This window comes from Methylocystis rosea SV97, assembly GCF_000372845.1.
Lineage (GTDB): Bacteria > Pseudomonadota > Alphaproteobacteria > Rhizobiales > Beijerinckiaceae > Methylocystis > Methylocystis rosea.
On sequence record NZ_KB889963.1, the window covers coordinates 344,474 to 371,459 of the forward strand.

General features: G+C 64.0%; 27 protein-coding genes. 17 read left to right on the forward strand and 10 right to left on the reverse strand.

What is annotated here, in order from left to right; translation table 11 throughout:
- Positions 1-26 precede the first annotated feature (26 nt).
- The 8 genes from mbnB to A3OO_RS24155 all read left to right on the forward strand — a co-directional run bounded on the left by mbnB (position 27) and on the right by A3OO_RS24155 (position 7,970).
- Positions 27-854 carry a methanobactin biosynthesis protein MbnB gene (mbnB, locus tag A3OO_RS0101890; RefSeq protein WP_018406135.1) on the forward strand — a complete coding sequence of 276 codons (828 nt, stop codon included), beginning with the start codon at positions 27-29 and terminating at the stop codon, positions 852-854.
- Entirely contained in the window at positions 832-1,413 is a 582-nt protein-coding gene (mbnC, locus tag A3OO_RS0101895) for a methanobactin biosynthesis protein MbnC (RefSeq protein ID WP_026222598.1), read from the forward strand. The genes mbnB and mbnC overlap by 23 nt, the downstream gene beginning before the upstream one ends.
- Positions 1,410-2,711 carry a polysaccharide biosynthesis protein gene (gene mbnM / locus A3OO_RS0101900; RefSeq protein WP_018406137.1) on the forward strand — a complete coding sequence of 434 codons (1,302 nt, stop codon included), beginning with the start codon at positions 1,410-1,412 and terminating at the stop codon, positions 2,709-2,711. Before mbnC ends, mbnM begins: the two co-directional genes overlap by 4 nt.
- Complete coding sequence (gene mbnF, locus A3OO_RS20975; RefSeq protein ID WP_018406138.1) at positions 2,708-4,354, forward strand: methanobactin biosynthesis FAD monooxygenase MbnF; 1,647 nt, start codon at positions 2,708-2,710, stop codon at positions 4,352-4,354. The genes mbnM and mbnF overlap by 4 nt, the downstream gene beginning before the upstream one ends.
- Before the next feature lie 53 nt (positions 4,355-4,407).
- The gene (locus tag A3OO_RS0101910) at positions 4,408-5,418 is read left to right on the forward strand and encodes a sulfotransferase family protein (RefSeq protein WP_018406139.1); all 1,011 of its coding nucleotides are present in this window, start codon (positions 4,408-4,410) and stop codon (positions 5,416-5,418) included.
- 144 nt (positions 5,419-5,562) lie between these two features.
- Positions 5,563-6,615 (forward strand): GTP 3',8-cyclase MoaA, encoded by a 1,053-nt coding sequence (gene moaA / locus A3OO_RS0101915; RefSeq protein ID WP_018406140.1) that lies wholly within the window; start codon positions 5,563-5,565, stop codon positions 6,613-6,615.
- Between the two features lie 3 nt (positions 6,616-6,618).
- A complete protein-coding gene (locus tag A3OO_RS0101920) occupies positions 6,619-7,494 on the forward strand; it encodes an NAD(P)-dependent oxidoreductase (protein ID WP_018406141.1) in 876 nt (291 codons plus the stop codon).
- Positions 7,495-7,805: 311 nt separating this feature from the next.
- Positions 7,806-7,970, forward strand: a complete 165-nt coding sequence (locus A3OO_RS24155; protein WP_245257077.1) for a hypothetical protein — start codon at positions 7,806-7,808, stop codon at positions 7,968-7,970.
- A 102-nt stretch (positions 7,971-8,072) separates the two neighbouring features.
- Here A3OO_RS24155 and A3OO_RS0101930 read toward each other — a convergent pair whose 3' ends face one another.
- Complete coding sequence (locus A3OO_RS0101930) at positions 8,073-9,320, reverse strand: carbohydrate porin (protein ID WP_018406143.1); 1,248 nt, start codon at positions 9,318-9,320, stop codon at positions 8,073-8,075.
- A 466-nt stretch (positions 9,321-9,786) separates the two neighbouring features.
- Between A3OO_RS0101930 and A3OO_RS0101935 the strand changes: the two genes are divergently transcribed.
- The 5 genes from A3OO_RS0101935 (at position 9,787) to A3OO_RS0101955 (ending at position 15,828) form a co-directional block, all read left to right on the forward strand.
- A complete protein-coding gene (locus tag A3OO_RS0101935) occupies positions 9,787-11,472 on the forward strand; it encodes a lysine--tRNA ligase (RefSeq protein ID WP_018406144.1) in 1,686 nt (561 codons plus the stop codon).
- On the forward strand, positions 11,472-12,020 hold the full coding sequence (locus tag A3OO_RS0101940; protein ID WP_018406145.1) for an RBBP9/YdeN family alpha/beta hydrolase: 549 nt from the start codon (positions 11,472-11,474) through the stop codon (positions 12,018-12,020). Before A3OO_RS0101935 ends, A3OO_RS0101940 begins: the two co-directional genes overlap by 1 nt.
- Positions 12,021-12,152: 132 nt before the next feature.
- Positions 12,153-13,910 (forward strand): di-heme-cytochrome C peroxidase, encoded by a 1,758-nt coding sequence (locus A3OO_RS0101945; protein WP_018406146.1) that lies wholly within the window; start codon positions 12,153-12,155, stop codon positions 13,908-13,910.
- Between the two features lie 135 nt (positions 13,911-14,045).
- Positions 14,046-14,717 (forward strand): UdgX family uracil-DNA binding protein, encoded by a 672-nt coding sequence (locus A3OO_RS0101950; RefSeq protein WP_018406147.1) that lies wholly within the window; start codon positions 14,046-14,048, stop codon positions 14,715-14,717.
- Complete coding sequence (locus A3OO_RS0101955; protein WP_018406148.1) at positions 14,623-15,828, forward strand: alpha/beta hydrolase domain-containing protein; 1,206 nt, start codon at positions 14,623-14,625, stop codon at positions 15,826-15,828. Before A3OO_RS0101950 ends, A3OO_RS0101955 begins: the two co-directional genes overlap by 95 nt.
- Here A3OO_RS0101955 and A3OO_RS0101960 read toward each other — a convergent pair.
- The 5 genes from A3OO_RS0101960 to A3OO_RS0101980 form a co-directional block, all read right to left on the reverse strand.
- Positions 15,825-16,328, reverse strand: coding sequence for a TspO/MBR family protein (locus A3OO_RS0101960; RefSeq protein ID WP_018406149.1), 504 nt, complete (start codon positions 16,326-16,328; stop codon positions 15,825-15,827). The genes A3OO_RS0101955 and A3OO_RS0101960 overlap by 4 nt on opposite strands.
- 58 nt (positions 16,329-16,386) lie before the next feature.
- A complete protein-coding gene (locus A3OO_RS0101965; protein ID WP_018406150.1) occupies positions 16,387-17,283 on the reverse strand; it encodes a hypothetical protein in 897 nt (298 codons plus the stop codon).
- Between the two features lie 134 nt (positions 17,284-17,417).
- Entirely contained in the window at positions 17,418-18,638 is a 1,221-nt protein-coding gene (locus tag A3OO_RS0101970; RefSeq protein ID WP_018406151.1) for an alpha/beta hydrolase, read from the reverse strand.
- Between the two features lie 243 nt (positions 18,639-18,881).
- Positions 18,882-19,331, reverse strand: a complete 450-nt coding sequence (locus A3OO_RS0101975; protein ID WP_026222602.1) for a baeRF12 domain-containing protein — start codon at positions 19,329-19,331, stop codon at positions 18,882-18,884.
- 209 nt (positions 19,332-19,540) lie between these two features.
- Positions 19,541-19,846: a hypothetical protein gene (locus A3OO_RS0101980; protein ID WP_018406153.1), complete on the reverse strand. Its 306-nt coding sequence runs from the start codon at positions 19,844-19,846 to the stop codon at positions 19,541-19,543.
- 335 nt (positions 19,847-20,181) lie between these two features.
- Here A3OO_RS0101980 and A3OO_RS24505 point away from each other — a divergent pair, with 335 nt between their 5' ends.
- The 3 genes from A3OO_RS24505 to A3OO_RS0101995 all read left to right on the forward strand — a co-directional run bounded on the left by A3OO_RS24505 (position 20,182) and on the right by A3OO_RS0101995 (position 21,464).
- Positions 20,182-20,313 (forward strand): hypothetical protein, encoded by a 132-nt coding sequence (locus A3OO_RS24505; RefSeq protein ID WP_280642569.1) that lies wholly within the window; start codon positions 20,182-20,184, stop codon positions 20,311-20,313.
- A 33-nt stretch (positions 20,314-20,346) separates the two neighbouring features.
- Positions 20,347-20,745, forward strand: a complete 399-nt coding sequence (locus A3OO_RS0101990) for a carboxymuconolactone decarboxylase family protein (RefSeq protein ID WP_026222603.1) — start codon at positions 20,347-20,349, stop codon at positions 20,743-20,745.
- Positions 20,746-21,173: 428 nt separating this feature from the next.
- A complete protein-coding gene (locus A3OO_RS0101995) occupies positions 21,174-21,464 on the forward strand; it encodes a GIY-YIG nuclease family protein (protein ID WP_018406156.1) in 291 nt (96 codons plus the stop codon).
- 190 nt (positions 21,465-21,654) lie between these two features.
- On the opposite strand, the gene A3OO_RS0102000 is transcribed toward A3OO_RS0101995, so the two are convergent.
- The 3 genes from A3OO_RS0102000 to A3OO_RS0102010 all read right to left on the reverse strand — a co-directional run bounded on the left by A3OO_RS0102000 (position 21,655) and on the right by A3OO_RS0102010 (position 25,009).
- On the reverse strand, positions 21,655-23,283 hold the full coding sequence (locus A3OO_RS0102000; RefSeq protein WP_018406157.1) for a CTP synthase: 1,629 nt from the start codon (positions 23,281-23,283) through the stop codon (positions 21,655-21,657).
- A 105-nt stretch (positions 23,284-23,388) separates the two neighbouring features.
- Entirely contained in the window at positions 23,389-24,366 is a 978-nt protein-coding gene (gene secG, locus A3OO_RS24510; protein ID WP_018406158.1) for a preprotein translocase subunit SecG, read from the reverse strand.
- A 166-nt stretch (positions 24,367-24,532) separates the two neighbouring features.
- The gene (locus A3OO_RS0102010) at positions 24,533-25,009 is read right to left on the reverse strand and encodes a hypothetical protein (RefSeq protein WP_018406159.1); all 477 of its coding nucleotides are present in this window, start codon (positions 25,007-25,009) and stop codon (positions 24,533-24,535) included.
- Between the two features lie 246 nt (positions 25,010-25,255).
- On the opposite strand from A3OO_RS0102010, the gene leuB reads away from it, so the two are divergent.
- Positions 25,256-26,365, forward strand: coding sequence for a 3-isopropylmalate dehydrogenase (leuB, locus tag A3OO_RS0102015; protein WP_026222604.1), 1,110 nt, complete (start codon positions 25,256-25,258; stop codon positions 26,363-26,365).
- Positions 26,366-26,382: 17 nt separating this feature from the next.
- Here leuB and folE read toward each other — a convergent pair whose 3' ends face one another.
- On the reverse strand, positions 26,383-26,955 hold the full coding sequence (folE, locus tag A3OO_RS0102020; protein ID WP_018406161.1) for a GTP cyclohydrolase I FolE: 573 nt from the start codon (positions 26,953-26,955) through the stop codon (positions 26,383-26,385).
- Between the last annotated feature and the right edge of the window lie 31 nt (positions 26,956-26,986).

The following is a 26,986-nucleotide window of genomic DNA, read 5'->3' on the forward strand; positions in this document are numbered from 1 at the left end:
CGCGTCAAGACGAAGGCGACAAAGAGATGCGACTTGGCTTCAATTTCACGCTCGGCGACACCTATGACATGGCTCAGAGGCTGATCGGCGAAGGGCACATCGATTATTGCGAATTTCTTATCGACAATTTTTTCTGCGTCGATCCAGACGAATTAGCCAAGGCGTTCGATTGTCCAGTCGGGTTGCACATTATGTATTCGAAGTTTCTCGAAGCCGATCGGCCGACGCTCGTCGATTTCGCCGCTCGGCTTCGAGATTACATCGACGCGCTGAACCCGATTTACGTCTCCGACCATATTCTGCGCTTTTCTCACGAGGGGCGCGCCTTCTTTCACTTAGGCGAAATCGATTATTCCGCCGAATATGAATCCGTGCGCGACAAGGTCGTGCAATGGCAGGAGATGGTCGGACAGCGCATTCATTTCGAGAATTACCCGTCCATCATGGACGGCGGGTTGGAAGCGCCCGCTTTCTTCGAGCGCCTCATGAAGGAAACAGGCGCGGGCGTGCTGTTCGACGCCTCCAACGCCGTCTGCGCCAATCGCAATTGCGGGACGCCGTTCGAGGCCTGGCGCAACGTGATCGCGAAAGCCCAGCATTTCCACGTCGCCGGCTATAGGCAGTCCTTGATCGAGCCCTTCATTTCGCTCGACACCCATGCCGAGGCGCTGGCGCCGGACACGCTGGCCTTCCTCCAGAATTTTCGATCGGTCTTCGACAAGTCGGGCGCGACGATGACCTATGAGCGCGACGATCAGATCGAGTTCGACGATATCGTCGTCGATCTGAAGGCGTTGCGCGATCTGTTCGGCCAACCAGAAGAAACGCGTCATGACCTTGCTCTCACTGCCTAGTCGGACTGATCGCGACCTCTACCCTGCGCTGATGTCGCCGCAGCTGAACGCAAAATATCCTGCGGACCACAAGGCGTTCGTGCGGATCGACGTGAGCCTGCGCATCTATTGGCACACCCTCTTCGACATCTGCCCAGAACTGCTGGAGCTTTCCGGTCCGGACGGCATGTCGATTTTCCGGCCTTTCATGGCCTGGGCTGAAGAAAAGAAGCTCGCCTTCGACTGGTCCTATTATCTTTGGGTCTATGTTTGGCTGCGCCAATCGCCGTTCAAGGAACGGCTGTTGGCGGACGACAAATATCTCCGGTCGATCATGGCGGCCTCCGCCGCGCGGTGGGCGATCCTCGATCGCGGTCGAAGCCGCGGGATCGTGATCGGATGCGCTGATACGACGGATCTCGTCATCGGCTGGAAATGCCGCAACGTTCGCCTCGGACGAGAGATCGAGCTTATCGAACCCGAGGAGCCGTTGCCGGCGCCGCCAGACCTCTTCGGCTACTTTACGCTGCCGAGCTTTGAACTCGACATATTTCCGGGGTGGCAGAGCCTCGCGCGATGACAAGCGCGCCGCTGTGGCGCGGATACTGGTTCCTGTTCGCCAGCACGTCCGCAGCCGCCTTCATCATGCAGATCGATCTCGCCATGGTTGCGCGATTGGGCGGCCGCGCGTCGGGCGCCTACGCGATTCTGATGCGCATCACGCTGCTCGATGTCGCGGTCACCATCGCTTCCGCGGCCGTCGCCGCCGTCGCGCTCGGCCATGCGCAAAAGAAGGGCGAGACGGCCGACGCGATCGAAAAGACCTGCGCGCTTTCCCTCGCGCTTGGCGTCGCGACAGCGATTTTCGGCTTCGTCGCCTATCCGATCTTCCTTGACGCCCTGATGGGCGACGCCGCCGCCGCTCCCTATATCGGCGCCCCGATCCTTTGGCTCGTCGCCGGCGCGCCCTTCCGCGTTCTATCGAACACGCAAGGATTCCTATTGCACGCCCTCGGACGCGGCGGCTCGGTTCTCACATGGAAGCTCGCGGAAATTCCAGCGAAAGCCGGCGCCAACGTCCTCTTCATGCAGACCCTCGGATTGGGTTTTACCGGCTGTTTTCTCGCGGGCTGCGTCGTCGCCGCCGCCTCGTCCTTTTGGTTATGGAGTCGGCTGCACGCGCATGGCGCGCGCAAATTGCGCCTTCCCGAACTCGCCTTTGCGCGCTCCTTTCTGAGCGGAACCTTCTGGGAAGCGTTGCGGGTGCTGTCGCCGCAGGCGGCGATGCTCTTCTCGCTGACGCTCTTTTCGCTCCCCTGGCATTACGCCGCGAACGGCCAACGCCTCGACTCCTACGCGGCCGCGCAAACCTTCATGCTGTTCGTTCTTGGTCCACTCATTACGCTGATGCGCTATCTCGCCATTTACCTTCCCAAGCAATCTCCCGAGGATTGGACGCCAGCGCTTGCACCGGTGATGCGCGTCGGCGCGCCAATCGCGCTGACGGCCGCCGTCTTGCTGCTATTGGGGCGCGATTGGATCGGGGACGCTCTCTACCGCCAACACGGACCCTGGTGGTCCGTTTTCGTCGCCTGCTTGGCGCTTTCCATACCCATCCGATTCATCGGAAGCATCGTCCGAGGACTAACGCTCGCTCGGAGCGCCTTCGCAGAGCTGACCTCCGTCGATGTGCTTGCGCAGTGGCTCATCGCGCCGCTGTTCATTCTGTTCGGTCTCTCCGTCAACCGTCCCGAGATCGCCTATCAATCGCTGATCTGGCCTGAAATCGTCGCTGTTTTCTTGCTCTGGCGCGGACTTCGATCAGCTCCCGAAGAGCCTCTTGGCGTCTCGTGGCCCTCCAAAGGACATGTGCAATGAGCGTGGAGCGAGTCCCGGTTCTGATCGTCGGCGCCGGCTATGCCGGTCTGTCTGCGGCGACGCTGCTTGCATGGCGCGGCGTCCCCTGCCGTCTCGTCGAGCGACGCGCGTCAACGTCGCGACTGCCGAAAGCGCATGGGATCAACCGCCGCAGCATGGAAGTTCTGCGCGTCGTCCCCGGCTTGGAGGATGCGCTGTTCGCGGCAAGTCGCGCCGGCGCCAATGAGTCCACGCTCATCATCGCGGAGTCGGTCACGAGCCCGCCGATCGAAACGCTCGTCACTAAGATCTCGCTCGACGCAACGCCCGTGTCTCCCAGCAGAATATGCACCGCCGGCCAGGATCGCGTCGAACCCGTGCTGCTGCGCTTCGCCCGCGAGAACGGCGCCGATATCAGATTTTCGACGACGCTAGAGCGCTTCTCGCAGCGGGACGACGGCGTCGAAGCGATCCTGTGCGATGAAGCGTCGGGACAAGAGACGACGGTTTTTGCCGACTACCTGATCGCCGCCGACGGCGCCGGCGGTACGATCCGCGATATGGGCGGCGTCAGAATGGAAGGCCCCGGCGTTCTCGCCGATACGATTTCTGTGCTGTTCGAGGCCGATCTCGACGCGATCCTGCCAGGCAGGGGATTTGCGCTCTATTATCTTCGCAATCCGGCGTTCAGCGGCGCCTTCGTCACCTGCGACGAGCCCAATCACGGCCAGATCAACATCGAATATGATTCCACGCGCGATCAGGCGTCCGATTTCGATGAAGAACGATGCGAAGAGCTCGTTCGCCAATCGCTTGGCGTCGCCGATCTTGCAGTAAAGATTCTCGACATTCGACCCTGGCAGATGGCCGCTCTCCTCGCCGATCGCATGTCTTTTGGCCGCGTATTCCTTGCGGGCGACTGCGCGCACATCACGCCGCCCGTCGGCGGGCTCGGCGGACAGACCGCGATCCAGGACGCCGCCGACCTGGCGTGGAAACTTGCGCTCGTCGTTAAGGGCGAGGCTGCGCCCACGCTGCTCGACAGCTATGCGATCGAGCGCAAGCCCGTGGCGCGGATCGCGATCGCGCGGTCGATCGCCAATTACGTCGAGCGCCTCCTGCCCGATCGTCAGGACATCCGCATTCGGAAAGACGAATACGGCCTTCTCGAAACATCTATGGGTTATCGCTACCGCTCCGACGCAATCGTCGCTGATGAGTTCGACGACGGCGCATGCGTCGAAGATCCGCTTCGCCCGAGCGGCGCGCCGGGAACGCGTCTGGCGCATGTCTGGTTGCGGCGCGGCGAGGAGACGATCTCCTCTCACGATCTGATCGGACGCGATTTCATGCTTTTTACCGGCCCCGATGGCGGCGACTGGATCGAGGCGGCGCGGCGCATCGCCCTGCGCTCGAAAGCGCCGCTTGGCGTCTGCCGCCTCGGCTTCGACGTCGATGATCCCGAAGGGCTGTTTCTGCCGCGCCTGCGCATTTCGCCTGAAGGCGCGCTTCTCGTGCGTCCCGACGGCTACATCGCCTGGCGCTCGCGCGGCCGAAGTCCCGATCCGCTCGCAACGCTCGAAGCGAGTTTTGCACGCGTGCGCGGTTTCGACACGCGCCAATCCAGCGGCAGTCACGCGGCTGCGTTCGCCGACGCAAGCTAGGCGCACCGCCTCATCCTGCATCAAGAAAAGTCTTCGCAAAGGAGAGTGGTCGAATGTCCATGCTTTCGCCGGAACTCCACGCGCCTTTCCGGTCAGAACCGATCCTGGCGGTTGATCCGAAGCGGCTCGAAACGATCCAGGCCCCCTACCAAGACTTCAACCGCCTCTCGCGGGCCAGCGGGATTTTGGATGCCCTGCCCCTTCGGGCCAAGCGTCAATTCCGCTCCTATTATTTTTTCAATCCGCCAAAATGGCGGGTCTGGGCGCGTTCGCTCGGCTCCGGCGAACGCATGGCGCCGTCCTTCGCATCGATCGGCGCGGTGCGCTCCGGGACGTCTTTCCTCTCCTCCTATATTTTCCAGCATCCGCACGTCGTGCTGCCGCTGTCGAAGGAAATCTCCTTCACGGAGACGATGCGCGAACTCATGGCGCATTTCCCGACCCTCGCGGCGCAAAGGGCGGCGGAGCGGCGCAACGGCGGCGCGATCACCGGCTACTGCACGCCGGTGATGCCCAATCCACTTTGGATATTTCTGGCGCAGTCGATGTTTCCAGACATGCGGATCATCTGCGTTCTGCGCGATCCGGTTGAACGGACGTTTTCGCATTGGCGGTGGGATCAGAAGCGGTTCATCAGCCGCAAGTCGCAGGACCCGCATTGGAAGGGCTTTCCGGACCTTCAAACCTTGATCGAAGCTGAAAAGGCGATGATACGCGGCGGCGGCATGGAGCCGCACGCGTTTTCCGGCGCGCGCGCCGGCTATCTGCGCCACAGCATCTACGCGCCCTTTCTGCGCCTGCTGTTCGAGAAATTCGGCAGAGACCGCGTTTTCATCGTCGATGCGGCGGAATTTTTTCGCGACCCGCGATCGACCGCGAAGGAGATTTACGCGTTTCTCGGCCTTCCCAACGTCGAGCCGCTGGTGATCGAGGAGCAAAATCCGGGTCCCCCCGGAACGCTCGAGGACGGACTTCGGGAGAATTTGGCCGAGTTCTTCCGGCCCTACAATGAAGAGCTCTATGCTTTGCTGGGCAGGGATTTCGGCTGGGGCGCCGGCCGCTAAGAGGCGACATTCCGCTGCAGACCTCTCCTTGCTCCTGGCCCGGCCTCGGCGTCCCGGCCCTCGGCGACCCGACGGGTGGGCTTCACGCGACCGCGTTCCGGCAATATATGGAGGACGCCGAATTTCCGCCGGTTCGAGGTAAGGATGAACGCCCACGCCAGAGGGCCTGCAATTGCGACGCCCGCGGCCGCCGCGCCGGCGCCGCTTGTCGACCCATACGGCCGGACGATCTCCTATCTGCGCGTCTCCGTCACCGATCGATGCGATTTCCGCTGCGTCTATTGCATGTCGGAACATATGCAATTCCTGCCGCGGCGCGACCTGCTGACGCTCGAGGAGCTCGACAGGCTGTGCTCCGCCTTTGTCGCGCGCGGAACCAAGAGGCTGCGCATCACCGGCGGCGAGCCGCTGGTGCGTCACGACGTGATGAAGCTGTTTCGCGCTCTGTCGCGCCACCTTGTCTCGGGCGCGCTGGAGGAGCTGACGCTCACCACCAACGGCTCGCAGCTTGCGCGCTTCGCGGCCGAACTCGCCGATTGCGGCGTCCGGCGCGTCAATGTCTCTCTCGACACGCTCGACCCCGATCGTTTCAAGGCGCTGACCCGCACCGGCGCGCATGCGCAGGTTCTGGCGGGCATCGCCGCCGCCCGCGCCGCCGGCCTCAAGGTGAAGCTCAACGCGGTGGCGCTGAAAGGCGTCAACGAGGACGAGGTCACACAGCTCGTGCGCTTCGCCCACGACAGCGGGATGGACATGACCTTCATCGAAGTGATGCCGCTCGGCGAGCTCGATGGGCCGGAACGCGCCGATCAATATCTGCCGATGCAGGAGGTGCGCGATCGATTGAGCGAATCCTTCACGCTCGACGAGATCGACTATCGCACCGGCGGCCCCGCGCGTTACATGCGTGCGCGCGAAACCGGCGGGCGCATCGGCTTCATCACGCCGCTCACCCATAATTTCTGCGAGAGCTGCAATCGCGTGCGCGTCACCTGCACCGGGACGCTTTATATGTGCCTCGGCCAGGAGGACGCGGCGGACCTTCGCGCGCCGCTGCGCGAAAGCGCCGACGACGCGCTGCTGCATCAGGCGATCGAGGCTGCGATCCTGCGCAAGCCCAAGGGCCACGACTTCATCATCGACCGAACCGCGCCGGCGCCCGCCGTCTCCCGCCACATGAGCATGACAGGCGGCTGAGTGATGGAGCCCACATCCGTCGCTTTCATCGGCCTTGGCGTCATGGGCTACCCCATGGCCGGCCATCTTCATCGCGCCGGCCACAAGGTGCGCGTCTATAATCGCACCGTGGCGAAGGCGGAGAAGTTCGTGGCCGAGTTCCCCGGCGCCGAAAGATTCTCGACTCCAGCCGAAACGGCGAACGGCGCGGAATTTGTCTTTTCCTGCGTCGGCAATGACGACGATTTGCGCGCGGTGACGATCGGCGACGGCGGCGCCTTCGCGGGCATGTCGGCGGGCGCAATCTTCGTCGACCATACGACGGCGTCGGCGGAGGTCGCACGGGAGCTCCACGCCGCGGCGGCCGAGCGCGGATTCGGCTTCATCGATGCGCCCATTTCCGGCGGGCAGGCCGGGGCGGAAAAGGGCGCGCTGACCGTCATGTGCGGCGGCTATCCCTCCAGCTTCGCCAAAGCGGAGCCGGTGATCGCCTGCTACGCGCGGGCCTGCCGGCTGATGGGGCCGCCGGGCGCGGGGCAGCTCACCAAAATGGTCAACCAGATCGCCATCGCCGGCCTGATCCAGAGTTTGGCGGAGGCGCTGCATTTCGCCAAGGCGGCGGGCCTCGAACCCGAGAGCGTCGTCGATCTGCTCAAGAACGGCGCGGCGCAATCGTGGCAGATGGAAAATCGCACGAAAACAATGGCGGCTAATAAATTCGACTTCGGCTTCGCCGTCGAATGGATGCGCAAGGACCTTGCGATCTGCCTTGGCGAGGCGCGGCGCAACGGCGCCCGGCTGCCTGTCGCGGCGCTCGTCGACCAGTTCTACGCCGAGGTGGAGAGAATGGGCGGGCGGCGCTGGGACACGTCGAGCCTCATCGCCCGGCTAGAGCGATAGGGCGGATTTAAGGCGAAGTCTTAAAATTTTATGACTGCGGCGGAACCATTAGCGGGGCCGCTGCGTTTCTCCCCGGCAAAAGAGGAAGCGTCCAGGTTCGCATCGTTCGAGTAGCGAGCCAGGGAAGAATTCCCGATCACCCTGTGGGAGCCCTATTAATGGCCGTTTCGCGCGAAAGCCCTTTCGCAAGCCGCACGTCCCGGATCGTCCTCGGATTCACAGTCGCCATCTGCGCGGTTGCTGCTGTCGCAGCTGCGCCCTCAGCGTCTGATCCGAAGATTCAGTCCGCAGCCACTGGCGTCCAAGCCGCCGTGAGCCTTAGTGACGTCGGCATGCGTCCGCTGGCGCACGGACCGGCAATCCGAGTGGGGCGCGCTTACGGCGCCGAGGATGAAGATTGCACGCTCGTCATCACGCCGAAAGCTGACGAGCGGGGTCGCGTCCGTTACATGCGTAGCGTCTCCTGCGCCAATTGACGCCGAGAGTCGCGCACCCGGATTAGGCCAAGGGGCTGGCCTGAGGCGAGGATCGTTCGGAAACGGACGTCTTCGCCTTTTTCTTTTTGAGACGCTTTTTTCCTAAAATATCGTCTGCAAACGCAGGCCGAGATAGCTCGCCCGCGCCCGCAGTGGATTCCACGGATCAATGATCTGAACGTCGCCCGAGAGCCGCAGCCATCGGGTCACTGCGAAATTATAGAAGGCCTCGACGCCGCCTTCGCTGCGGCGATTGATCCGCCGCGCCGCCAGGCCGGAGATCAGCGGCTGGGTCAGTCCGTAATGGTAATAGCCGACGCCCCAGCGATCGTCCTCACGACCCGTCATGAGATTGTAGCCGGCGAGACCGACGAGCATGCTCCATCTGACCGGATTGGGATTGCCGTCCGACAGCGTCGCGAGCGTGAACAGACCCCAGCCGAGTTTGGGGTCCGTCGCGCTCTGCACGAAATATTGCTGGACGGCGTAGGAGGCGAACCAGAAGCCCTTTTTCGTCAATCCCCGGAGCCGGGCGATCGACGCTCGGGTTTCGCCGATGTCGTCGAGGTCGAAACCGCGCGCATTGCTGTAGGCGAAGCGCAACGTATGGAATCCGTTGAGGCCGCCGATCTCGACGGGGACGGTCGCCATCAGACCGGCGCCGACGCCGCGCTCGAACGGCCGCGTGATGACCCGCGCCTGCTGAGCGTTGCGCGGATCGGCGACCATGACCCTAAGGTCGAAATATTTGGTCTTGAGCGCGGCGACGCCGCCCAAGAGATAGGGCGGCGCGATAATCAGACGGTCGGCGACGCTTTCCGGCGAGCTGACGCCGATGCCGGTCGAGGGCAGCGCGAAGGCGCGGTTCATGAAGGTGTCGATGCCGCCGCCGCCGACGAGCGGCGTCTGCGCGGCGAGCGTCAGCATGTTGAACTTGCCGATCGTCACCGAAAGTTCTTCGCTGAGCTCCTGCGTGAGCGTCATCGACAGCGCCGAGTGATAGCCGTCGCGCTCGATGAACGCCTGGGCGACATTGACCGGCAGCAGCGCGAGATCCTGCCGGTTCAAATTGCGGCCGAAGTAGTGCTCATATTGCGCGTTGAACTTGAGCCCTTTCCAAAAGCCGAGCTTTTCGCCGTCGACGCGCAGAAACATGTCCATCTTGCCGCCGTAGCGCGCCGTCCGGTCGATCGCGCCCGCGGGAATGCCCTGGAAGAACTGGGTGACCCAAACGTTGACGTCGACGCCGAGCCGGCGCAGCTCATCCTTGGGGCCGCCCGGCGTATCGGTCAGCGATTTCTGCTTGGCGAGCGAGACGAGACTGTCTTCGGCGGAAGCCGGCGCGCCCATCGTCGCGACCAGGGCTGCGATGCTGGCGACCGCCGCGGCGATTAGGCTGCGCGCTCGCGCGCGTCGCCTTTTCGGGGAGGCCGGCCCGCTCCATTCCCTCCGCCGCCACATCTCTCTTCGGCCTTCCCGCCAGCCAGATCGGTGAATCACATGCGCTGTCGAGCTTAGCGCCATGACCGCGCTTGTCCATCCAAGCCAAAGCCCCTTCGAAAGAAGGGCGCAAATACCTCCCCCTTGCGGGGAGGTCGCTCGCCGAAGGCGAGCGGGTGGGGGATACCTGCTGCGCGCTTCGAGAAATCACCCCACCCGGTTCGCTTCGCGAACCCCCTCCCCGTCAAGGGGAGGGAGTCGCGCCTCTTCTTGCTTCAATCGGATTGTTTTGACACTGCTCCTTCTTCGTTGACGCCCCGAGCCCCTCTCCCTACTGTGCCGCGCTTCCCGCTACAGATTGGCCAGTTCGCACCCCATGTCCGCACCGCTCCTCTTGTCGCCCGAACTCGTCGAAGCCGCGCGCGTCTCGCCCGCCTGGCCGTTCGAAGAGGCGCGAAAGCTGGTCAAACGGGTCGAGGCGAGCGGTCAGAAGAGCGTGCTGTTCGAGACCGGCTACGGCCCGTCCGGCCTGCCGCATATCGGCACCTTCGGCGAGGTCGCGCGCACCAGCATGGTGCGCCGCGCGTTCGAAGTCATGACCGAGGGCAGGATCGCGACGCGCCTCCTCGCCTTCTCCGACGACTTGGACGGGCTGCGCAAGGTCCCCGACAACATCCCGAATAAGGAACTCGTCGCCGCCAATCTCGGCAAGCCTTTGACGCAGGTGCCCGACCCTTTCGGCACGCATTCGAGCTTCGGCGCGCATAATAATGCGCGGCTGCGCGCCTTCCTCGACGCCTTCGGCTTCGAATATGAATTCGCGTCGTCGACGGAATATTATCAGAGCGGCCGCTTCGACGCCGCCTTGAAGCATATGCTCACGCGCTACGACGCGGTGATGAAGATCATGCTGCCGAGCTTTCGCGAGGAGCGCGCGGCGACCTATTCGCCCTTCCTGCCGATCCATCCGAAGACCGGCATCGTCATGCAGGTCGCGCTGACGGGCTATGATGCGCAAGCCGGCACGATCTCCTGGACCGACCCCGATACGGGCGAGGCCTTCACCACGCCAGTCACCGGCGGCCATTGCAAGCTGCAGTGGAAGCCCGATTGGGCGATGCGCTGGTATGCGCTCGACGTCGATTACGAGATGGCCGGCAAAGACCTCATCGATTCGGTGAAGCTGTCCGGCGCGATCGTGCGCGCGCTTGGCGGGCGCCCGCCGGAAGGCTTCAACTACGAACTCTTCCTCGACGAGAAGGGCCAGAAGATTTCGAAGTCGAAGGGCAATGGCCTGACGATCGAGGAATGGCTGACCTACGCCAGCCCCGAGAGCCTCGCGCAATTCATGTTTCAAAAGCCCACGGCGGCGAAGCGGCTCTATTTCGACGTGATCCCGCGCGCGGTCGACGACTATCTGAATTTTCTCGACGCCTATCCGCGCCAGGACTGGAAGAACCGCCTCGGCAATCCCGTCTGGCACATCCACGCCGGAGACCCGCCGCAGGCCGAGACGCTGGCGCATGAGGGCGACGCCAAGGGCGTGAGCGTCTCCTTCTCGATGCTGCTCAATCTCGCCGCCGTCGCCAACGCCGAAGATCCGGCCGTGCTTTGGGGCTTTCTGCGCCACTATGCGCGATCCGCGACGCCCGAAAATCATCCGCGGCTCGACAAGCTCGTGGGCTACGCCGTCGCCTATTTCCGCGATTTCGTGAAGCCCGCGAAAACCTATCGCCCCGCCGACGAGGTCGAGCGCGAGGTGCTGCAAAAGATCGACGAGACGCTGCGTGGCATGGACGGCGCCAGCGCGGAAGAGATTCAGTCGGCGCTTTACGATGTCGGCCGCGCCGCGCCGCGCTACCAGGATTTTGCCGCCAAGGGCGCAACGCCCGAGCGTCCCGGCGTCTCCAACGACTTCTTCAACATGCTGTATGAAGTGCTGCTCGGCGAGAAGAAGGGCCCGCGCTTTGGCTCCTTCATCGCGCTCTACGGCGTCGCCGAGACGCGCAAGCTGATCGAGGACGCGCTCAACGGCGCCTTTGTGGCGCGTGAAACCGCCTGATGCGCGTCGCCGAAGCCGACATTCTCATCGTGCCGGGGTGGAGCGACTCCGGCCCCGAACATTGGCAGACGCGCTGGCAGGCGAAACTGTCGACAGCGCGACGCGTAACTCAGCGCGACTTCGAGAAGCCGATCCGCGCCGAATGGGAAGAGACGATCGCGCAAGAGGTTCTCGCGAGCGCGCGGCCCGCGGTGATCGTCGCGCATTCGCTCGGCGTCATCGCCGCTCTGCATGCGGCGCAGCGCGTCGGCGATAAGATCGCCGGCGCCTTTCTTGTCGCGCCGCCCTCGGAGGCGGTGATCCGCGAATTGCCGTCGGTCGATTCCGCCTTTCTGCCGATACCGCGCGCGAAGCTCCCGTTCCCTGCGGCGCTGGTCGGCAGCAGCGACGATCCCTACGCCGATCTGCTCTTCGCGCGCCAACTCGCGCAGGATATCGGCGCGCGCTTCATCGACGCCGGCGCCGCCGGACATATCAATGTCGACAGCGGCCACGGGCCATGGCCGGAGGGGTCGCTCGCCTTCGCCAATTTCATGGCGAAACTCTAACGCGCGTCATCAGTTCGGAGTATTGACACGCTATTGGCGATCGTCGACTCTAACGCAATGCGCTGTTCCCAGGCGTTTTTGCATCGGCGTTGACGCGAATTTGTAACGGCCGTTCATTGAGAAGATTGCAAGATGAGCATCACCAAGACATTCCGCTCCGCGGCGCTTACTGTCGCCATTCTGTTCGCAAGCGCGCCGGCTTCCATGGCCTTGGAACGCGTCGAACAGCCCTCTTCCATTCCGGGAGCCGGCCCTTGGGACGAAAAGGCCTGGAACGACTTTTACCGTACGAGCCAAGGCTCTCGCCTCATCCCCTGGGATTGGATCAGAGCGCTCAAGCAGGCTGACGGCCAACCCTTTCTTGCGGATGGACTCGCCCGCTACGGCTATCTGGCAAACCCCGCGAGTCCGACGCCGGGGCTCCCGGTCGGCTTCGTCGTCGCCGATGGCGTCTTGGGACCGAGCTGCGCCGCCTGCCATACGCGGCAGATCGAGGTCGAGGGCAAGGCCTATCGGATCGACGGCGGGCCGGCGCTCGCCGACATGGGCGCGCTTTGGGCCGATCTCGATACGGCCGTAGGCAAAGTACTCTCGGATGCGACGGGCTTTTCGGAATTCGCCAAGGCCCTTCTCGGAAGCGGCTACGATCCGCAAAAAGAGACAAAGCTGCGCGCCGAAGTCGATCTCTGGTATGCGCGCCACCACGCCATCACCGAGGCGGGCTTGCCCAAAGACAGGCCCTGGGGCGCCGGACGCATCGACGCCGTCGGCATGATCCTCAACCGCGTCACCGGCCTCGATATCGGCCCCGGCCCGACGCATATCATTTTGGGAAATATGCGGAAGGCGGACGCGCCGGTGCGCCCGCCGTTCCTGTGGAACGCGCCGCGGCAGGATCATACGCAGTGGCCGGGCTTCGCCGACAATGGCGACCGCATTCTGGCCATGGCCAGAAACGTCGGACAGGTCTATGGCGTCTTCGGCGAATTCTTCCCGGAGAAAGACGCCAGCCATCTTCTGGGCTTCAATTACGTCAAGTCCAATTCGGTCGACTTCAAAGGGCTGATCGAGTTGGAGCGTCTCGTCGAGCGGATCGGCCCGCCGAAATGGCCCTGGCCCGTGGACACGATGCTCGTCGCCCAGGGACGGCTCATCTACGAGCGTCCCTATGAAGAGGGCGGTTGCGCCGATTGCCATGGGATCGATCGAGGACAGCCGCGTCTGCTCAATCCGGACACCTGGTGCACGCCCGTTCAGGACGTCGGCACCGACGCGCGCGAATATCAATATTTCGCGCCGGAGTGGAAGGTCGACACCGGCGCGCTGACGGGCGCCTTCATTCCTTTCGTATCTGAGCCGCTTGGCAGAACAGACGCGCCCGTCTCTGTGCTGGCGACCGCGGCGCGCGGCGCAATCCTGCAGCACTTCATTCCTGTCACGGTGAATTCGGTCGAGCGTCAAAGGGCCGACGTGGCGCTGGCGCTTCTGCGGCCCTTGGTCGAAGAACTAAAGGGCGTCTACAAGATGCCGGGCACGCCGGGCGCAGGACGATGGGCTTGCCGCCGCGCGCCCGAGACGCCGGGCAAACTCAAATTTGAATCGCGCGTCCTCGAAGGCATATGGGCGGCGGCGCCCTATCTGCACAACGCCTCGGTTCCGTCGCTCGCCGAACTCTTGAAGCCGCCACAGGATCGCGTCACGGATTTCAAAGTCGGGCCGGCCTATGACATTGCTTCTGTCGGCTTGGCCGCGGAGCAGCCGAAGTCGACCTTCCTGATGAAAACGGATTGCAACAGAGGCTCAGGCGTCAGCCATTGCGGCCACGACTTCGGAACGGCGTTGAGCGAGACGGACAAGCGCGCGCTGCTTGAATATCTGAAGACGCTGTGATCGGGGCAGCTCGGGACGCAATGTCCCGAGACGCTTCCTAGCGACGCGGCGCCCTTTTTCCTAGTCTGCTTTTCCGCGCGGCGGGGTCGCCTATATCGACCTTCTTGGCGTCGCTCGACGCGGAGGAAGGGACAGGTGGAGAAATCCGAATTCGTTCTCCGAGCGAAGTCTCCGCCTGCAGTCGGCCTGTTCGCCGAAGCCACTTCGCTTTCGGCGCTCGCTGCGCAAGAAGCCGTCTGCACGCGCTGCCCGCTTTACAAAAACGCCACGCAGGTGGTTCCCGGAGAAGGACCGCCGCGCGCCCGCGTGCTGCTGATCGGCGAGCAGCCGGGTGACGTGGAAGATGTGTCGGGACGACCGTTCGTGGGACCTTCCGGCAAGCTCCTCGACATCGCGCTGGAGCGCGCCGGTGTCGCCCGCGACAAATGTTTCGTCACCAACGCCGTCAAACATTTCAAATTCGAGCTGCGGGGCAAGCGCCGTCTGCATAAGAAGCCCGACGCCGGCGAGATCGACGCCTGCCGCTGGTGGCTCGATCGCGAACGCGCGCTGCTCCGCCCAGGACTGGTCGTGGCGCTCGGCGCGACCGCGATCCGCGGCGCGCTCGGCCGCTCGGAGGCGGTGTCGCGTCTGCGTGGCGACATCATTGACCTTGGGGACGGCGTGCAATTCCTGGCGACCGTTCACCCCTCCTCTCTGCTACGCTTGAAGGATGAATCGGATAAGCGCGAGGCATGGCGAGGATTCCTCGCCGATCTTCGAAAGATCGCCCGCTGGATCGAAAAGGACGCGCGCGCTTTGGACTAGGAGCCTGGCGCTGGTCGCGTCGCTGGCGCTGGTCGGCGCGGCGCATGCCGAACTGCTGAAATTTGAGACGCGTCCCGACGGCGCGAACGAGGCGGTTCACGCGACGGTGAAGCTCGACGGAACGTCTTACGACATCAAAGGAATGCTCTCGAAGCCGGCGAAGCCGCCAAGCGGCGCAAAGGCGCTTCTGCTCCAGACGCAACCGAGCGACGATTTGAAGCCGCTGGCGCTCGAGCGCGGGCTCGCCGTGCTGTCGCTCGATCTTGGCAAGCTCCCCGACAAAGCTCGAGCGCCGGCCCTGCGCGATGTTCTCGGCCATCTTCGCGGCGCGCTCAAGATGAAGCGCGTGCTCGGCCGCGCGCAGGGCTCGGACGCCGATGCGATGTCGGACGCCTCGTCCGCATTCGACGGATTGTTGCTCCACGACGCAAGCCGCGAGCCCGCCGCGCCGACGCGCTTTATCGCGAGTTGGGGCGCCGACGCCTATTGGCGCGAGAAGCCGCGCGTCGAGTTCACCAAAGCCGCGCCGCCGAACGGCCGTCGCTTCTATCTTGCCGGAATCGCCGCGTTGACCGCGACGACAAATTGCGCCGCGCCCGTGAACGCGCGCCCCTCGGCCCCCGCGCTGCGCGCGCTGTTCGCCGCCCTCGACGAGTGGACGGCCAAGGGCGTCGCGCCGCCAGCCTCGCGCGCGCCGCTCGACGTCGATCTGACGCCCTCGCAGGATCTGAAATGGCCGAAAATTCCCGCCCTGCCGGCGCCGCCCGAGGGCGCGCGCCGCGTCCCGAAAATCGACGCGGATGGCAATGAGGTTCCGGGCCTGCGGCTGCCCGATCTGGCGCTGCCGATCGCCACCTTCACCGGCTTCAATACGCAAAAGGACAAGAAAGGACCGCTCTGCGTCGCGGGCGCGGCGATTCCCTTCGCGGCGACGAAGGTTGATCGCGAGAAGAACGCCGACTCTCGTTCCGCGCTCGTCGAGCGCTACGGGTCGCGCGCCTATTTCGTCGCGACGATGCGCGTCATCGCCGACAAGCTCGTCAAGGAGCGGCTGCTGCTGCAGCAGGACGCCGACGCCTATGTCAGCGCGGCGCGATCAGCGCCATTCTAGGAATTGAGGACGAAAATCCCGGCGTTGAGATAGGTGGCGAAGGCCACCCAGAAGGCGGTGGGCGCCAGCGCGTATCCCGCGACACGGTCCAGCCGCCAGAACAAGACGATCGTGGCGACGAGGAGCGCCGCCATCGGCAAGATGACGAGGAGGCCGAGCTGTGGGCTTCGCGCATAGAAAAAGGCGAAGGACCAAGCCGCGTTCAGAACCAGCTGCGCAAAGAACACGATGATCGCCGCGCGCCGGCCTGGCGTCGCCGGCTCGAGCCGTAGAATGCGGTAAAAGGCGTAGGCCATTAAAACATAGAGGGTGGTCCACGCAGGACCAAACACCCAATTTGGCGGATTCAGCGGCGGCTTGGCGAGCGTATCGTACCAAGGGATGTTCGGCGTCGTCGCGAAACTGCCGAGCACCGCGGCGGCGAGCACAGGCGCCGCGGCGGCGACTCCTAAGACGAGCCGCGACGGCCGCCGATCCGAAAAAGACGTCGAGCTGCTCATAGCGCCTCCTCGCGCCTGCTCACGCTGCGTCCCGCATATCGGGCGCAGCGCGGCGGCTTCAAGGCTGCTGCAGGGTCGGGAAAAAGACGGGCGTCGCGCCGACGCGAACGCTGTTCTGAGATGCGAACATGTCGTCCTTCAGCCAATTGGGCAGGTCGTCTTCGCGGTGTCGGCTGATGAGAGTCTTGTCGCTCTCGCCGAGATAGATGCGAATGCCGCCCCAGACCGCCTTATAATCATTCTCGCCCACGCGGCTTTCGATGAAGCCGGTGATCGCGGAATGGCCGAGATTCCAGATGAGCGCCTCGCCGCTGAGCGCGGCCGCATGCCGCCCGCCGACGTAACGATGGCCGACCGATATTTTGACGTTGTAGGTCGGATAGACGCTGATATCGAACATGTCGAAGAAGCGCCCGCGCCGCGGCTGCCACTGATAGGCGAGATATCCGGGTCCATAGCCCAGCGGCGTGAAGAAATGGCCCGCGCTCTCCTCATAGCCGGCGATGCTGGAGAGCGAGAACGGTCCATAGTAATAGGCGCTTTCAGCGCCGACGCGGAAACGCGTGTCGTCGAGACGCTTGTCGTGAGCGATCGCGCCATAGCCGCCGAGGAGGCCCACGCTCGGATCGCGCCAGAAGGCGTGTCCGGCGCCGCCGCTCACGAAGAAGCCGCGATGCGCCGCCGCGATCGCGTCGACCTGAAGGCCGAAACGGTCGCCGACGGGGGCCGTGATCGCCCCCATCCCGCCGGCCGAGGCGTTGTTCAAACGCGCGAAGCCCACCCAGTCAGAGCCGCCGCCAAAACCTTCAAGCTTGCCGTTGACGCCGTCGACGGCGCGCTTGGATCCGGGGTTTTCCGAGAGCGGAGCCTTCCACCAGGTCGGACCCTCGGCGCGCGCTGAAGACGCAGCGAGGGCGACCGCCAGAACGGCGAGAAGCTGACGCTTGTATGACATTGCTATTGTAGTCCCGTGGGTGATCGTCGCGAGCTGTCGACCCTAAAGGGCTTCAGCCTCGCTGGCTGTGACATTGCGGCAACAGCCCTCCAAAATAGGACCACCAGACGCATCGAATTCACAGCTGTGTTAAATTAATATTGCAGATCAAGCTTTTGACCAGCGGCGCCCAGATGTTCGCTCAAATTCTCGCGCGTCGCCGGATCGACAATGGCGAAGGGCGCAGCGACCGCCGCCCCGGCCACGCCGCCGACCGCCGAAACCGCCCCCGCGGTCGCGATTCCAAGGTGATCGCCGATGCCCGCCTGTCCGTCTCTTAGCGGCTGACCCTGCGCCAGCCTGGCGCCGATGGAGCGCACGACCTGGGGAGAAGACGCGAACTTGCTATGCTCCAAAGGATCGCTGGTGGCGATGCCCGTCAGATCGACGACCTTCACCCGATCCCGGTCGAGGACCTCCTGATAGGGGGACGCCTTCGGATCGACGGCGCCCAGACGCGTATTGCCCCAGAAGCGGCGGGACGCCGCGAGCGCGTCGTCGTCGCGCGAGGCGAACAGCGTAAAGATCGAAGGTCGAACGCCGCCGATCTCGGCGATCTGACGCCGGAAGACGTCGAAATCGACGTCCGGCGAGGCGAGCATGACGTTCTGGATTTTCGATCCGATCTGACCGTTGCGGATCGCCATCTGGCGCAGCGCTTCCAGCGTCACCCAATTGCCCATGGAATGCGCGAGGATCGAGATCTCGCCGACGTCCCGGTCACGCTGCAGCGCCTGCAGCACGAGCTCCAGGGCGTCGCGCGAATAGCTGGCGCTCTCATGGTCGTAGCCATATTGCAGCAGCCGGCCGCGCGACGGCCAGGTGAACAGCACCGGCGTGACGTCCGCGCGCGAGTCGTGGACGATCTGCGCGAAGCGGTAGACCGCCTCCTCGAAACGCGTGTTGAAGCCGTGGACGAAGAGAAGCACCTGCCGCTTGGGCGTCTTGCGGATGCGGGCGTTGAAGTCCGCGAGCGCCGCCTCCCTGCTCAGTACCTCGGCGCGCACGGTGGCGAATTGGATGGCCGGGTTGGGAGTCGGCCCATCCGGCCACTGCACTTCCCCGACCGCGCGCGAGGCGTCTGGCGGGATCGAGACGGCGATATCGGCGAAATGAACGCCGTGTCCGCGTTCGCCCGAAAACATGACGCCGGGCTCGGAGTCATTCGGCTGTCTGGTGGTGACGACCAAAAGATCGACGACGCTGGCGCCAGGCGCAACCTGATGCGTCGCGACAAGCGTGCCGTGCGGCCGGCTCGAACAAGCGCTGAACGCGAGCGCCAGAAGCGCCGCCAAGATAATCCGCCCGCGCCCCATACGCCGCCTGTACTCAAGTGTTCATCCGCAGCGTCGCCGCTCAGGCGAAGCCAAACACGCTCCGTCCCTCATCTTTGCGGCTCAATTGCGACAGTTTCGCGCGTTGTGCGCAGCCGCACTGATTTCTTGAGAGGAATGCGCCATTATGGCCACGCTCGCTGAAGAGGCGAGCGTCGGAGGCGGGGCTGGGACGAATCGCCTCCGACTGCGCAGGGGAAAGCCTCAAAAACTTTCCCCTGCCTCTCAACCGCGGGTCAGCGCCTTTTCGATATCCTTGAGCGGATGGCGGGTCAGGTCCTTGGCGAGTTCGCCGACGACCTTGCTCTGCGCCTTGACGGACAGCTCCTTGCGGATTTCGCCGAGCGCCTTTGGCGGCGCGACAATGGCGATGGCGTCCAATTCTCCTGATTCCGCCGCCTGATTGATGCGGTCCGCCATGGCGCGGGCGAAGCGCTCCTCCTCCAGCTCATGCCAGTCGGTATTTTGCATGGCGCTTCGGCCCGGCGAGAAGGACGCGAAGCTGCGGCCGGGACGATCCGTTCCCTGCTCATGCGTCGGCGGATTGTCGTCGACCCGCGTCTCGACGACGCGAAGGTCGAGGAGCTCGGCGTCGCCATGGTTTTGAAAAAAGAGCGCCCGGCGGCCGTCTCCGACCAATACCCAGGCGCCGTTGCCGACGGAAAATTCGCTCATGATGCTCCCTCGCCTTCCAACGTCGTTCTCATCAATTCTGGACGTCAGGCGAGGCCGCTCGGCTGCGGCGCGCAGCCGCGTCATGCGGGCGTCATATCCTCGCGGGAGTTGGGTCACAAGCCCGACAGCCGTTACGCGCCCCTTTACGAAGAGCGCTCTAACGCAAGGATAGCGCGCGGCTGGGCGCGTTCAATGCGCGCTTCGCCGCATCACGCCGCGAGCTTTTCTTTCTTGTCGTCTTCGACGGGCGCCCGCGTCATATCCCGCAGCGCGGCGTCGCGCGACTCCGCGCAGCTTTCCGCCTTTACGGCCCTTGCCCGCAGGAGTGCGGCTTTGCGCTTGATCGCGCGCTCATTGAGCGCCCAGACCAGCCAGCAGACGCCGGCGATGCTGAAGAGCGCCGTATAGGGTTCGCCAAAGGCGAAAGACGACAGGAAGGAAAAGTCGGGGGCGCATTCCTTGGCGTATTCACACGCGTCCGACCAGTCCTGAAACCACTGTTTGACCGATTCCATTGTGACCTCCTCGCCGCGCGGACAATTCGACGGGCGCGCGCCCCGCCGGTCGAATCGTGTAGCGCAGCCATATGGCGAACATTGTGCGCTGCAGCATATCGCGCGTCAATTGGGCGCGGCTCGGTCAAATTGGCGCACCGCCTTGAAATGAGGCAGAAAACTCGGGCGAGCCGGGCTCGCTGACGTCCTGCGTTCTTCTCCCTGCACGCGCGCGTGTCGCTCGCCGCGAGAAGCAAAACACGCGCCATTGTCACAAGCCGAAAACGCAGCGATTCAAAGGGCGCGTGTGGGGTTTTTCTGACAAAAACGGAACGTCAATGGCGCAGGAGAGGAAGATGCGAACAACGCTTGTCAAATTGATATTGCTTGCCGTGATCGCCTCGGCGCTTTCGGGCTGCGGCGTGAACTATCATGTCAATCCGGGCCCCCGCACATGGCCCGCCGCCGCCAACCCTCCCAACAAATGACGCGTGCTGTCTTCGCATCAAACGGAAAAAATCATGGCCACGGTTCGACTGCTCACCGACGAAGACCTCTCGCCCGAAGCGAACGCCGTCTTCGCCGACATTCGCGCGACGCGCAAAAGCGATTTCATCAATAACTTCTGGCGCGCGCTCGCGCATGATCCCGTGACGCTGAAGCGCACCTGGGAGAGCGTGAAAGAGGTGATGGGGCCGGGCGTGTTGGAGCCGAAGGTCAAGGAGATGATCTACATCGCCGTCTCCATCGCCCATGCCTGTCCCTATTGCATCCATTCGCACACGGCGAACGCCCGCGCGAAGGGCATGAGCGAAGAGGAATATCGCGAAGTGGTGGCGATCGTCGGCATGGCGTCGGAAACGAACCGACTCGTCACCGCGCTCGGCGTGCCGATCGATGAGGAATATGAGGTGAGGTGAGGTAGGTGTAGTGAGTTGGGGTGAGGTGAGCGCTGTTGGAAAGGCCCTCTTTGTTGCTCTACTTATCGCATCCTCTCCGCGTCATGCCCGGCCTTGTGCCGGGCATCCACGCGGCGCCGTCCGCACGAGCCTCGCAGCATTCGCGTAACCTCTAGACGTGGATGGCCGGGACAAGCCCGGCCATGACGAACTGAACGGTTGCGCCGATCACGACCAACTTCTCGCGTTAAAGCCCACTTACCGCATCGAGTCTCGATCGGCGCGAGGCGCATCCTCTCCGCGTCATGCCCGCGCTTGTCGCGGGCATCCACGCGGCGCCGCTGCGCGAACCCCGCAGCATTTGCGCAGCCTCACGGCGTGGATGGCCGGGACAAGCCCGGCCATGACGGTGGGTTGTTTCTCTAACGCGATGCCGTCACCATCCCCTGATGCGGGGCGGCTGGGTTTACATCATGACCAATCAGCCCAATGGGACGCTCTACCTCGGCGTCACCAACGATCTCGCGCGCCGCGCCTTCGAGCACCGCGAGGGCCGCAGTCGAGGCTTCACACAATTCTATGGCCTCAAGCGCCTCGTCTGGTACGAACCGCACGACGATATCCGCACGGCGATCCAGCGCGAGAAGACGATGAAGCATTGGCCGCGCACGTGGAAGGTCCGGCTCATTCTCGAGATGAATCCCGAGTGGCGCGACTTATATGAGGACTTGGCGAACTGATCGGCGCAACAATCGCGGCGCATTTCGAGAGGCGCATTCTCTCCGCGTCATGCCCGGCCTTGTGCCGGGCATCCACGTGGCGCCGTTGCGCGAGCCTTGCAGCATTCACGAATCGTCCCAACGTGGATGGCCGGGACAAGCCCGGCCATGACGGGGCTGAAACGCATTCCGGCCGAATGGAACTGCTATGTCACACCAACCGGCTCTGCGCCTTCGCCGCCGCGATAAAACTTGCGAACAGCGGGTGCGGCTCGAAGGGACGCGACTTCAACTCGGGGTGATATTGCACGCCGATGAACCAGGGGTGGCCGGGGATTTCGACCGTCTCGGGCAAGAGGCCGTCGGGCGAAGAGCCCGCGAACAACAGCCCGCAGTCCTCTAAGCGCTCGCGATAGGCGAAATTCACCTCATAGCGATGGCGGTGGCGCTCGGAGATCTCCGTCGCGCCGTAAATGCCGGCGATGCGCGACTCCGGCTTCAACAGCGCCGGAAAAGCGCCAAGACGCATGGTGCCGCCGAGCCCCTCGCCGACGCCGCGCTTTTCGAGTTCGTTGCCCTTGAGCCATTCGGTCATCAGGCCGACGACCGGCTCGGCGCAGGGGCCGAACTCCGTCGAATTCGCCTTGTCGATTCCGGCGAGCGCGCGGGCGGCCTCGATCACCGCCATCTGCATGCCGAAGCAGATGCCGAAATAGGGAACGCCGCGCTCGCGCGCGAAACGCGCGGCCAAAATCTTGCCCTCGGCGCCGCGCTGGCCAAAGCCCCCCGGAACGAGAATGCCGTGCACATGTTCAAGATGCGCGGCCGGGTCGGCGCTCTCGAAAATCTCCGATTCGATCCAGTCGAGATTGACCTTCACGCGGTTGGCGAGACCGCCATGCGCCAGCGCCTCGATGAGGCTCTTATAGGCGTCCTTCATCTCGGTGTATTTGCCCACCACCGCGATGGTGACTTCGCCCTCGGGATTGTTGATGCGCTGCGTCACCGCGTTCCAGCGGCTCATGTCGGGCTTTGGCGCGGGCTCGATGCCGAAGGCGGCGAGCACCTGCGCGTCTAACCCCGCCGAGTGATAGGCGCGCGGCACGTCATAGATGTTGGCGGCGTCACGCGCCTCGATCACCGCCTGTTCGCGCACATTGCAGAAGAGTCCGAGTTTGCGACGCTCCTCGCGCGGAATCTCGCGGTCGGTGCGGCAGAGCAGAATGTCGGGCTGAATGCCGATCGAACGCAGCTCTTTCACCGAATGCTGCGTCGGCTTGGTCTTCAACTCGCCGGCGCTCGGGATGTACGGCAGCAGCGTCAAATGGATATAGATGCAGTGATGCGGCGGCAGATCGTTCTTGAGCTGGCGGATCGCCTCGAAGAACGGCAGGCCCTCGATGTCGCCGACCGTGCCGCCGATCTCGATCAGCGCGAAATCGACGTTCTCATTGCCATCAACGACGAACTCCTTGATGGCGTTGGTCACATGCGGAATGACCTGGATCGTCGCGCCGAGATAATCGCCGCGCCGCTCCTTGCTGATGATGTCCTGGTAGATGCGGCCGGTGGTGACATTATCCTGCTTCGAGGCCGGGCGGCCGGTGAAGCGCTCATAATGTCCAAGGTCGAGATCGGTCTCCGCGCCGTCGTCGGTGACGAAGACCTCGCCGTGCTGATAGGGCGACATCGTGCCCGGATCGACGTTGAGATACGGATCGAGCTTGCGCAACCGGACCGTATAGCCGCGCGCCTGCAACAGCGCGCCGAGCACCGCCGACGCCAAACCCTTGCCAAGTGAGGAGACCACGCCGCCGGTGATGAAGATGTACCGCGCCATGGGACCTAACGCCTAACGCCTTTCCAGCGATTCTAATAGCGGATTCTATCGGGCCGGGGGCGGTTGCCCCCAGCCAAGATCATCGGATGGCGGATTTGACGCCCGCTACTGGGTCGGCGCTTTCCAGATCGTCGAAGGCGCGGGCTTGGTTTCCGGCGCTGCGGGCTTCGGGGCTTCCGCGGCCGGAGCCTGCGGAGCCGGCGCGGCTGGAGCCTCCGTCTTCGGCGCTTCCCACTTCAAGCCGTCACTCTTCGAGGCGTCAGGCTTCGGCGCTTCGGCGGCGGGCGCAACCTTGGGAGTTTCCGCCTTGGGGGCTTCGACAGGCGGCGCGACGGGCTTGGGGGCTTCCGCGGCCGGGGCCTGCGGAGCCGTCGTCGCCGGGGCCTCCGTCTTCGGCGCTTCCCACTTCAAGCCGTCAGTCTTCGAGGCGTCAGGCTTCGAGGCTTCAGGCTTGGGCGCTTCGGCGGCCGGCGGCGCTGCGGGAGCAATCGCTTCCGGCTTGGGAACATCCGCCTTGGGAGCTTCGGCAGGCGGCGCGACAGGCTTCGGCGCTTCAGCGGCCGGAGCCTGCGGAGCGGGCTCCTGCGACGGGCGCAGCGCCGGCGCCTCGGCGGCGGGCGGAGTCGTCGCTGGCGGGGTTGCGGCCGGTGGCGGCGCGACGGCGGGCGGCGCCTCTACGGGCGCGCTCTGCTGGCGCTTCTGCTGGGCGCGCTGGAGCTGCTCGAAAATGCTGTCCTTGCCGGGTTCGGGCGCCGTTTCAGGCGCGGCCTGCCCGCCCTTGCCTTCGGTCTTGGGAAGCTCCTTGATCTGGATCGATCCTGGATCAAGCGCCTTGGTCCAGTCGTCGCCGCCCTCGCTGCGCCGTTCCCAGGCCGGCAGCACGGTCAACGCGATGCTGGTGATAAAGAAGATCGTCGCGAGGATGCCCGTGGCGCGGGTGAGCGCATTGGCCTGGCCGCGGCCGGTGAAAACGCCGCTGCCGCCGCCCATGCCGAGCGCGCCGCCCTCCGACTTTTGATAAAGCACCAGAATGACGAGCGCCGTCACCACCATCAGGTGGATCGCGATAATGACCTGCTGCATGTGCACCCTTCCAGCCGCGCCTGAGCCGAACTCGACGCGCAATCGTTGGGCGGCCTTTTACACCAAGCGCCGCGCGCGCGGAAGGGGATAAGACCGTGCGATCAGCCGCCTAAACGAAGAATCGCGAGCCGGGCGGCTCGCGATCAATGAGAGCCTCGGACGCCGCTCAATAAAAATTGCCGTCCTGGCCCTTCCACTTCGAGCCTTCTTCGTCGAATCGCGTCTCGTCACTGAAGTCGATGACCCTGCCCGGCTCGATATATTGCTTGTCCTTGATCATCTGGTTCTGGATCGTCGTCGAATAATAGCTCGTGTTATCGGAGCAGCCGGGTTTCGCGCCGCCCTCCGGCTTGCACTCGAGATTGGCGCCCTTCGGGAAGCGCACTTTCGCCGTGTAGTAGAACTCGTAACCGGCGTGACCGGCCCCTTCGACATCGAGCGGCCAGAAGCGCGTAACCTTGAAGTCCTCGATCACGACGTCCTTGTCGAATTTCTTCTTGATGAGATTTTCAAAGACCTGCTTCGCGTGCTCGGGCTTGGGCTCGCAATTGACGAGGCAGAAAGCCTTGGCGGGCGCCGCGCCGGCGAGGGCGCCGAACAGGCTAAGCGCCATGATATGCACGATGGTTGTGTAGCTCTTCATCTCAAGCGTCTCCCAACTGCGCAGAGCCTGCGCATCGCTTCCCGCGGACGTCGCTCATTGATTGACGCGTCTCGCGCGAAGCCCCCTTGCGTTTGACATTTTTCAAGCTGCACGGCTTAACGCGCTGCGGCAAGGGCGGCGCGGCAGGCGAATTGTCGCACGACAAAATGAAATTTCGTGCGGTTGCGTCGCCTTGTCGCGCGCTCTATTCACGACGCGAGTTTCAAAGCCGACGACGAGGTATTCATGGCCGCTTACAAGCTTCTGCTCCTGCCGGGCGACGGCATCGGACCGGAAATTTCCGCCGAGGCCGAGAAGGTTCTCGCCGTTCTGAACGAAGCGGGCGTCGCCAGCTTCGAGGTCGAGCGGGGGCTCGTCGGCGGCGCCGCCTATGACGCGCATAAGCAAGCGATCAGCGAAGCCGACATGAAACGCGCGCATGAGGCCGACGCCGTGCTGCTCGCCGCCGTCGGCGGGCCGAAATGGGACGGCGTGCCTTATGACGTGCGGCCCGAAGCCGGCCTCCTGCGACTGCGCAAGGACTTGGGGCTTTTCGCCAATCTGCGTCCGGCGATCTGCTATCCGGCGCTGGCCGACGCCTCTTCCTTGAAGCGCGAGATCGTCGACGGTCTCGACATCATGATCGTGCGCGAATTGACGGGCGGCGTCTATTTCGGCGAGCCGAAGGAGATCACCGATCTCGGCAATGGCCAGAAGCGCGCCGTCGATACGCAGGTCTACGAGACCTACGAGATCGAGCGCATCGGCCGGGTCGCCTTCGAACTGGCGCGCAAGCGCGGCAACAAGGTGACCTCCTCCGAGAAGTCGAACGTGATGAAATCGGGCTATCTGTGGCGCGAAGTCATCACCGCGCTGCATAAGCGCGAATATGCCGACGTGACGCTCGAACATATGCTCGCCGACGCGCTTGGCATGCAGCTCGTGCGCTGGCCCAAACAGTTCGACGTGATCGTCACCGACAATCTCTTCGGCGACATGCTGTCGGATGAAGCCGCGATGCTCACCGGCTCGCTCGGCATGTTGCCGTCGGCCTCGCTTGGAGCCGCGAATGAAGCGGGCAAGCGTCACGCGATGTATGAGCCGTGCCATGGTTCGGCGCCCGACATCGCCGGCAAGGGCATCGCCAATCCGATCGCCATGATCGGTTCGCTCGGCATGGCCCTGCGTTACAGCTTCGATCTGCCAAAGGCGGCCGACGCGATCGACGCGGCGATCGCCAATGTGCTGGCGAAGGGTCTGCGCACGGCCGACATCAAGGGCGACGCGCCCTCGACCGTCTCAACGAAAGAGATGGGCGACGCGATTGTGGCGGAGCTGAAGACGGCGCTGTCCTAGAACAGGCTCCGCGCGATTTACTTCCCGTGCACCATGCCGAGGAATTCCTCGCGGGTGCGCGGGTCGTCGCGGATGACGCCGAGCAGGCGGCTCGTCGTTAAGAGCGAGCCGGTTGTGTTGACGCCGCGCAGCGTCATGCAGCTGTGCTCCGCCTCGATGACGACGCCGACGCCCTGCGGCTCCAGAATATCCTGGATCGCTTCGGCGATCTCGGCGGTGAGCTTTTCCTGAATCTGCAGCCTTCGCGCGAAGCCATGCACGACGCGCGCGAGCTTGGAGATGCCGACCACGCGATTGTTCGGCAGATAGCCGACATGCGCGCGCCCGGTCACTGGCAACATGTGGTGCTCGCAGAAGCTGACGACGCGAATGTCCTTGAGGACCACGAGCTCGTCATAGCCGCCGACCTCGTCGAAGGTGCGCTTGAGGTAGTCGCGCGGATCGACTCCATAGCCCGCGAAAAGCTCGCGGTAGGAGCGCGCCACACGCTCCGGCGTGTCGATCAGACCCTCGCGACTAGGATCGTCTCCCGCCCATTCGATGAGAACCCGCACGGCCGCCTCTGCGTCAGCTTGAGTGGGTTTGGCCATGCCTTCAGCTCTCCAGGATCTTCGAGGCGGA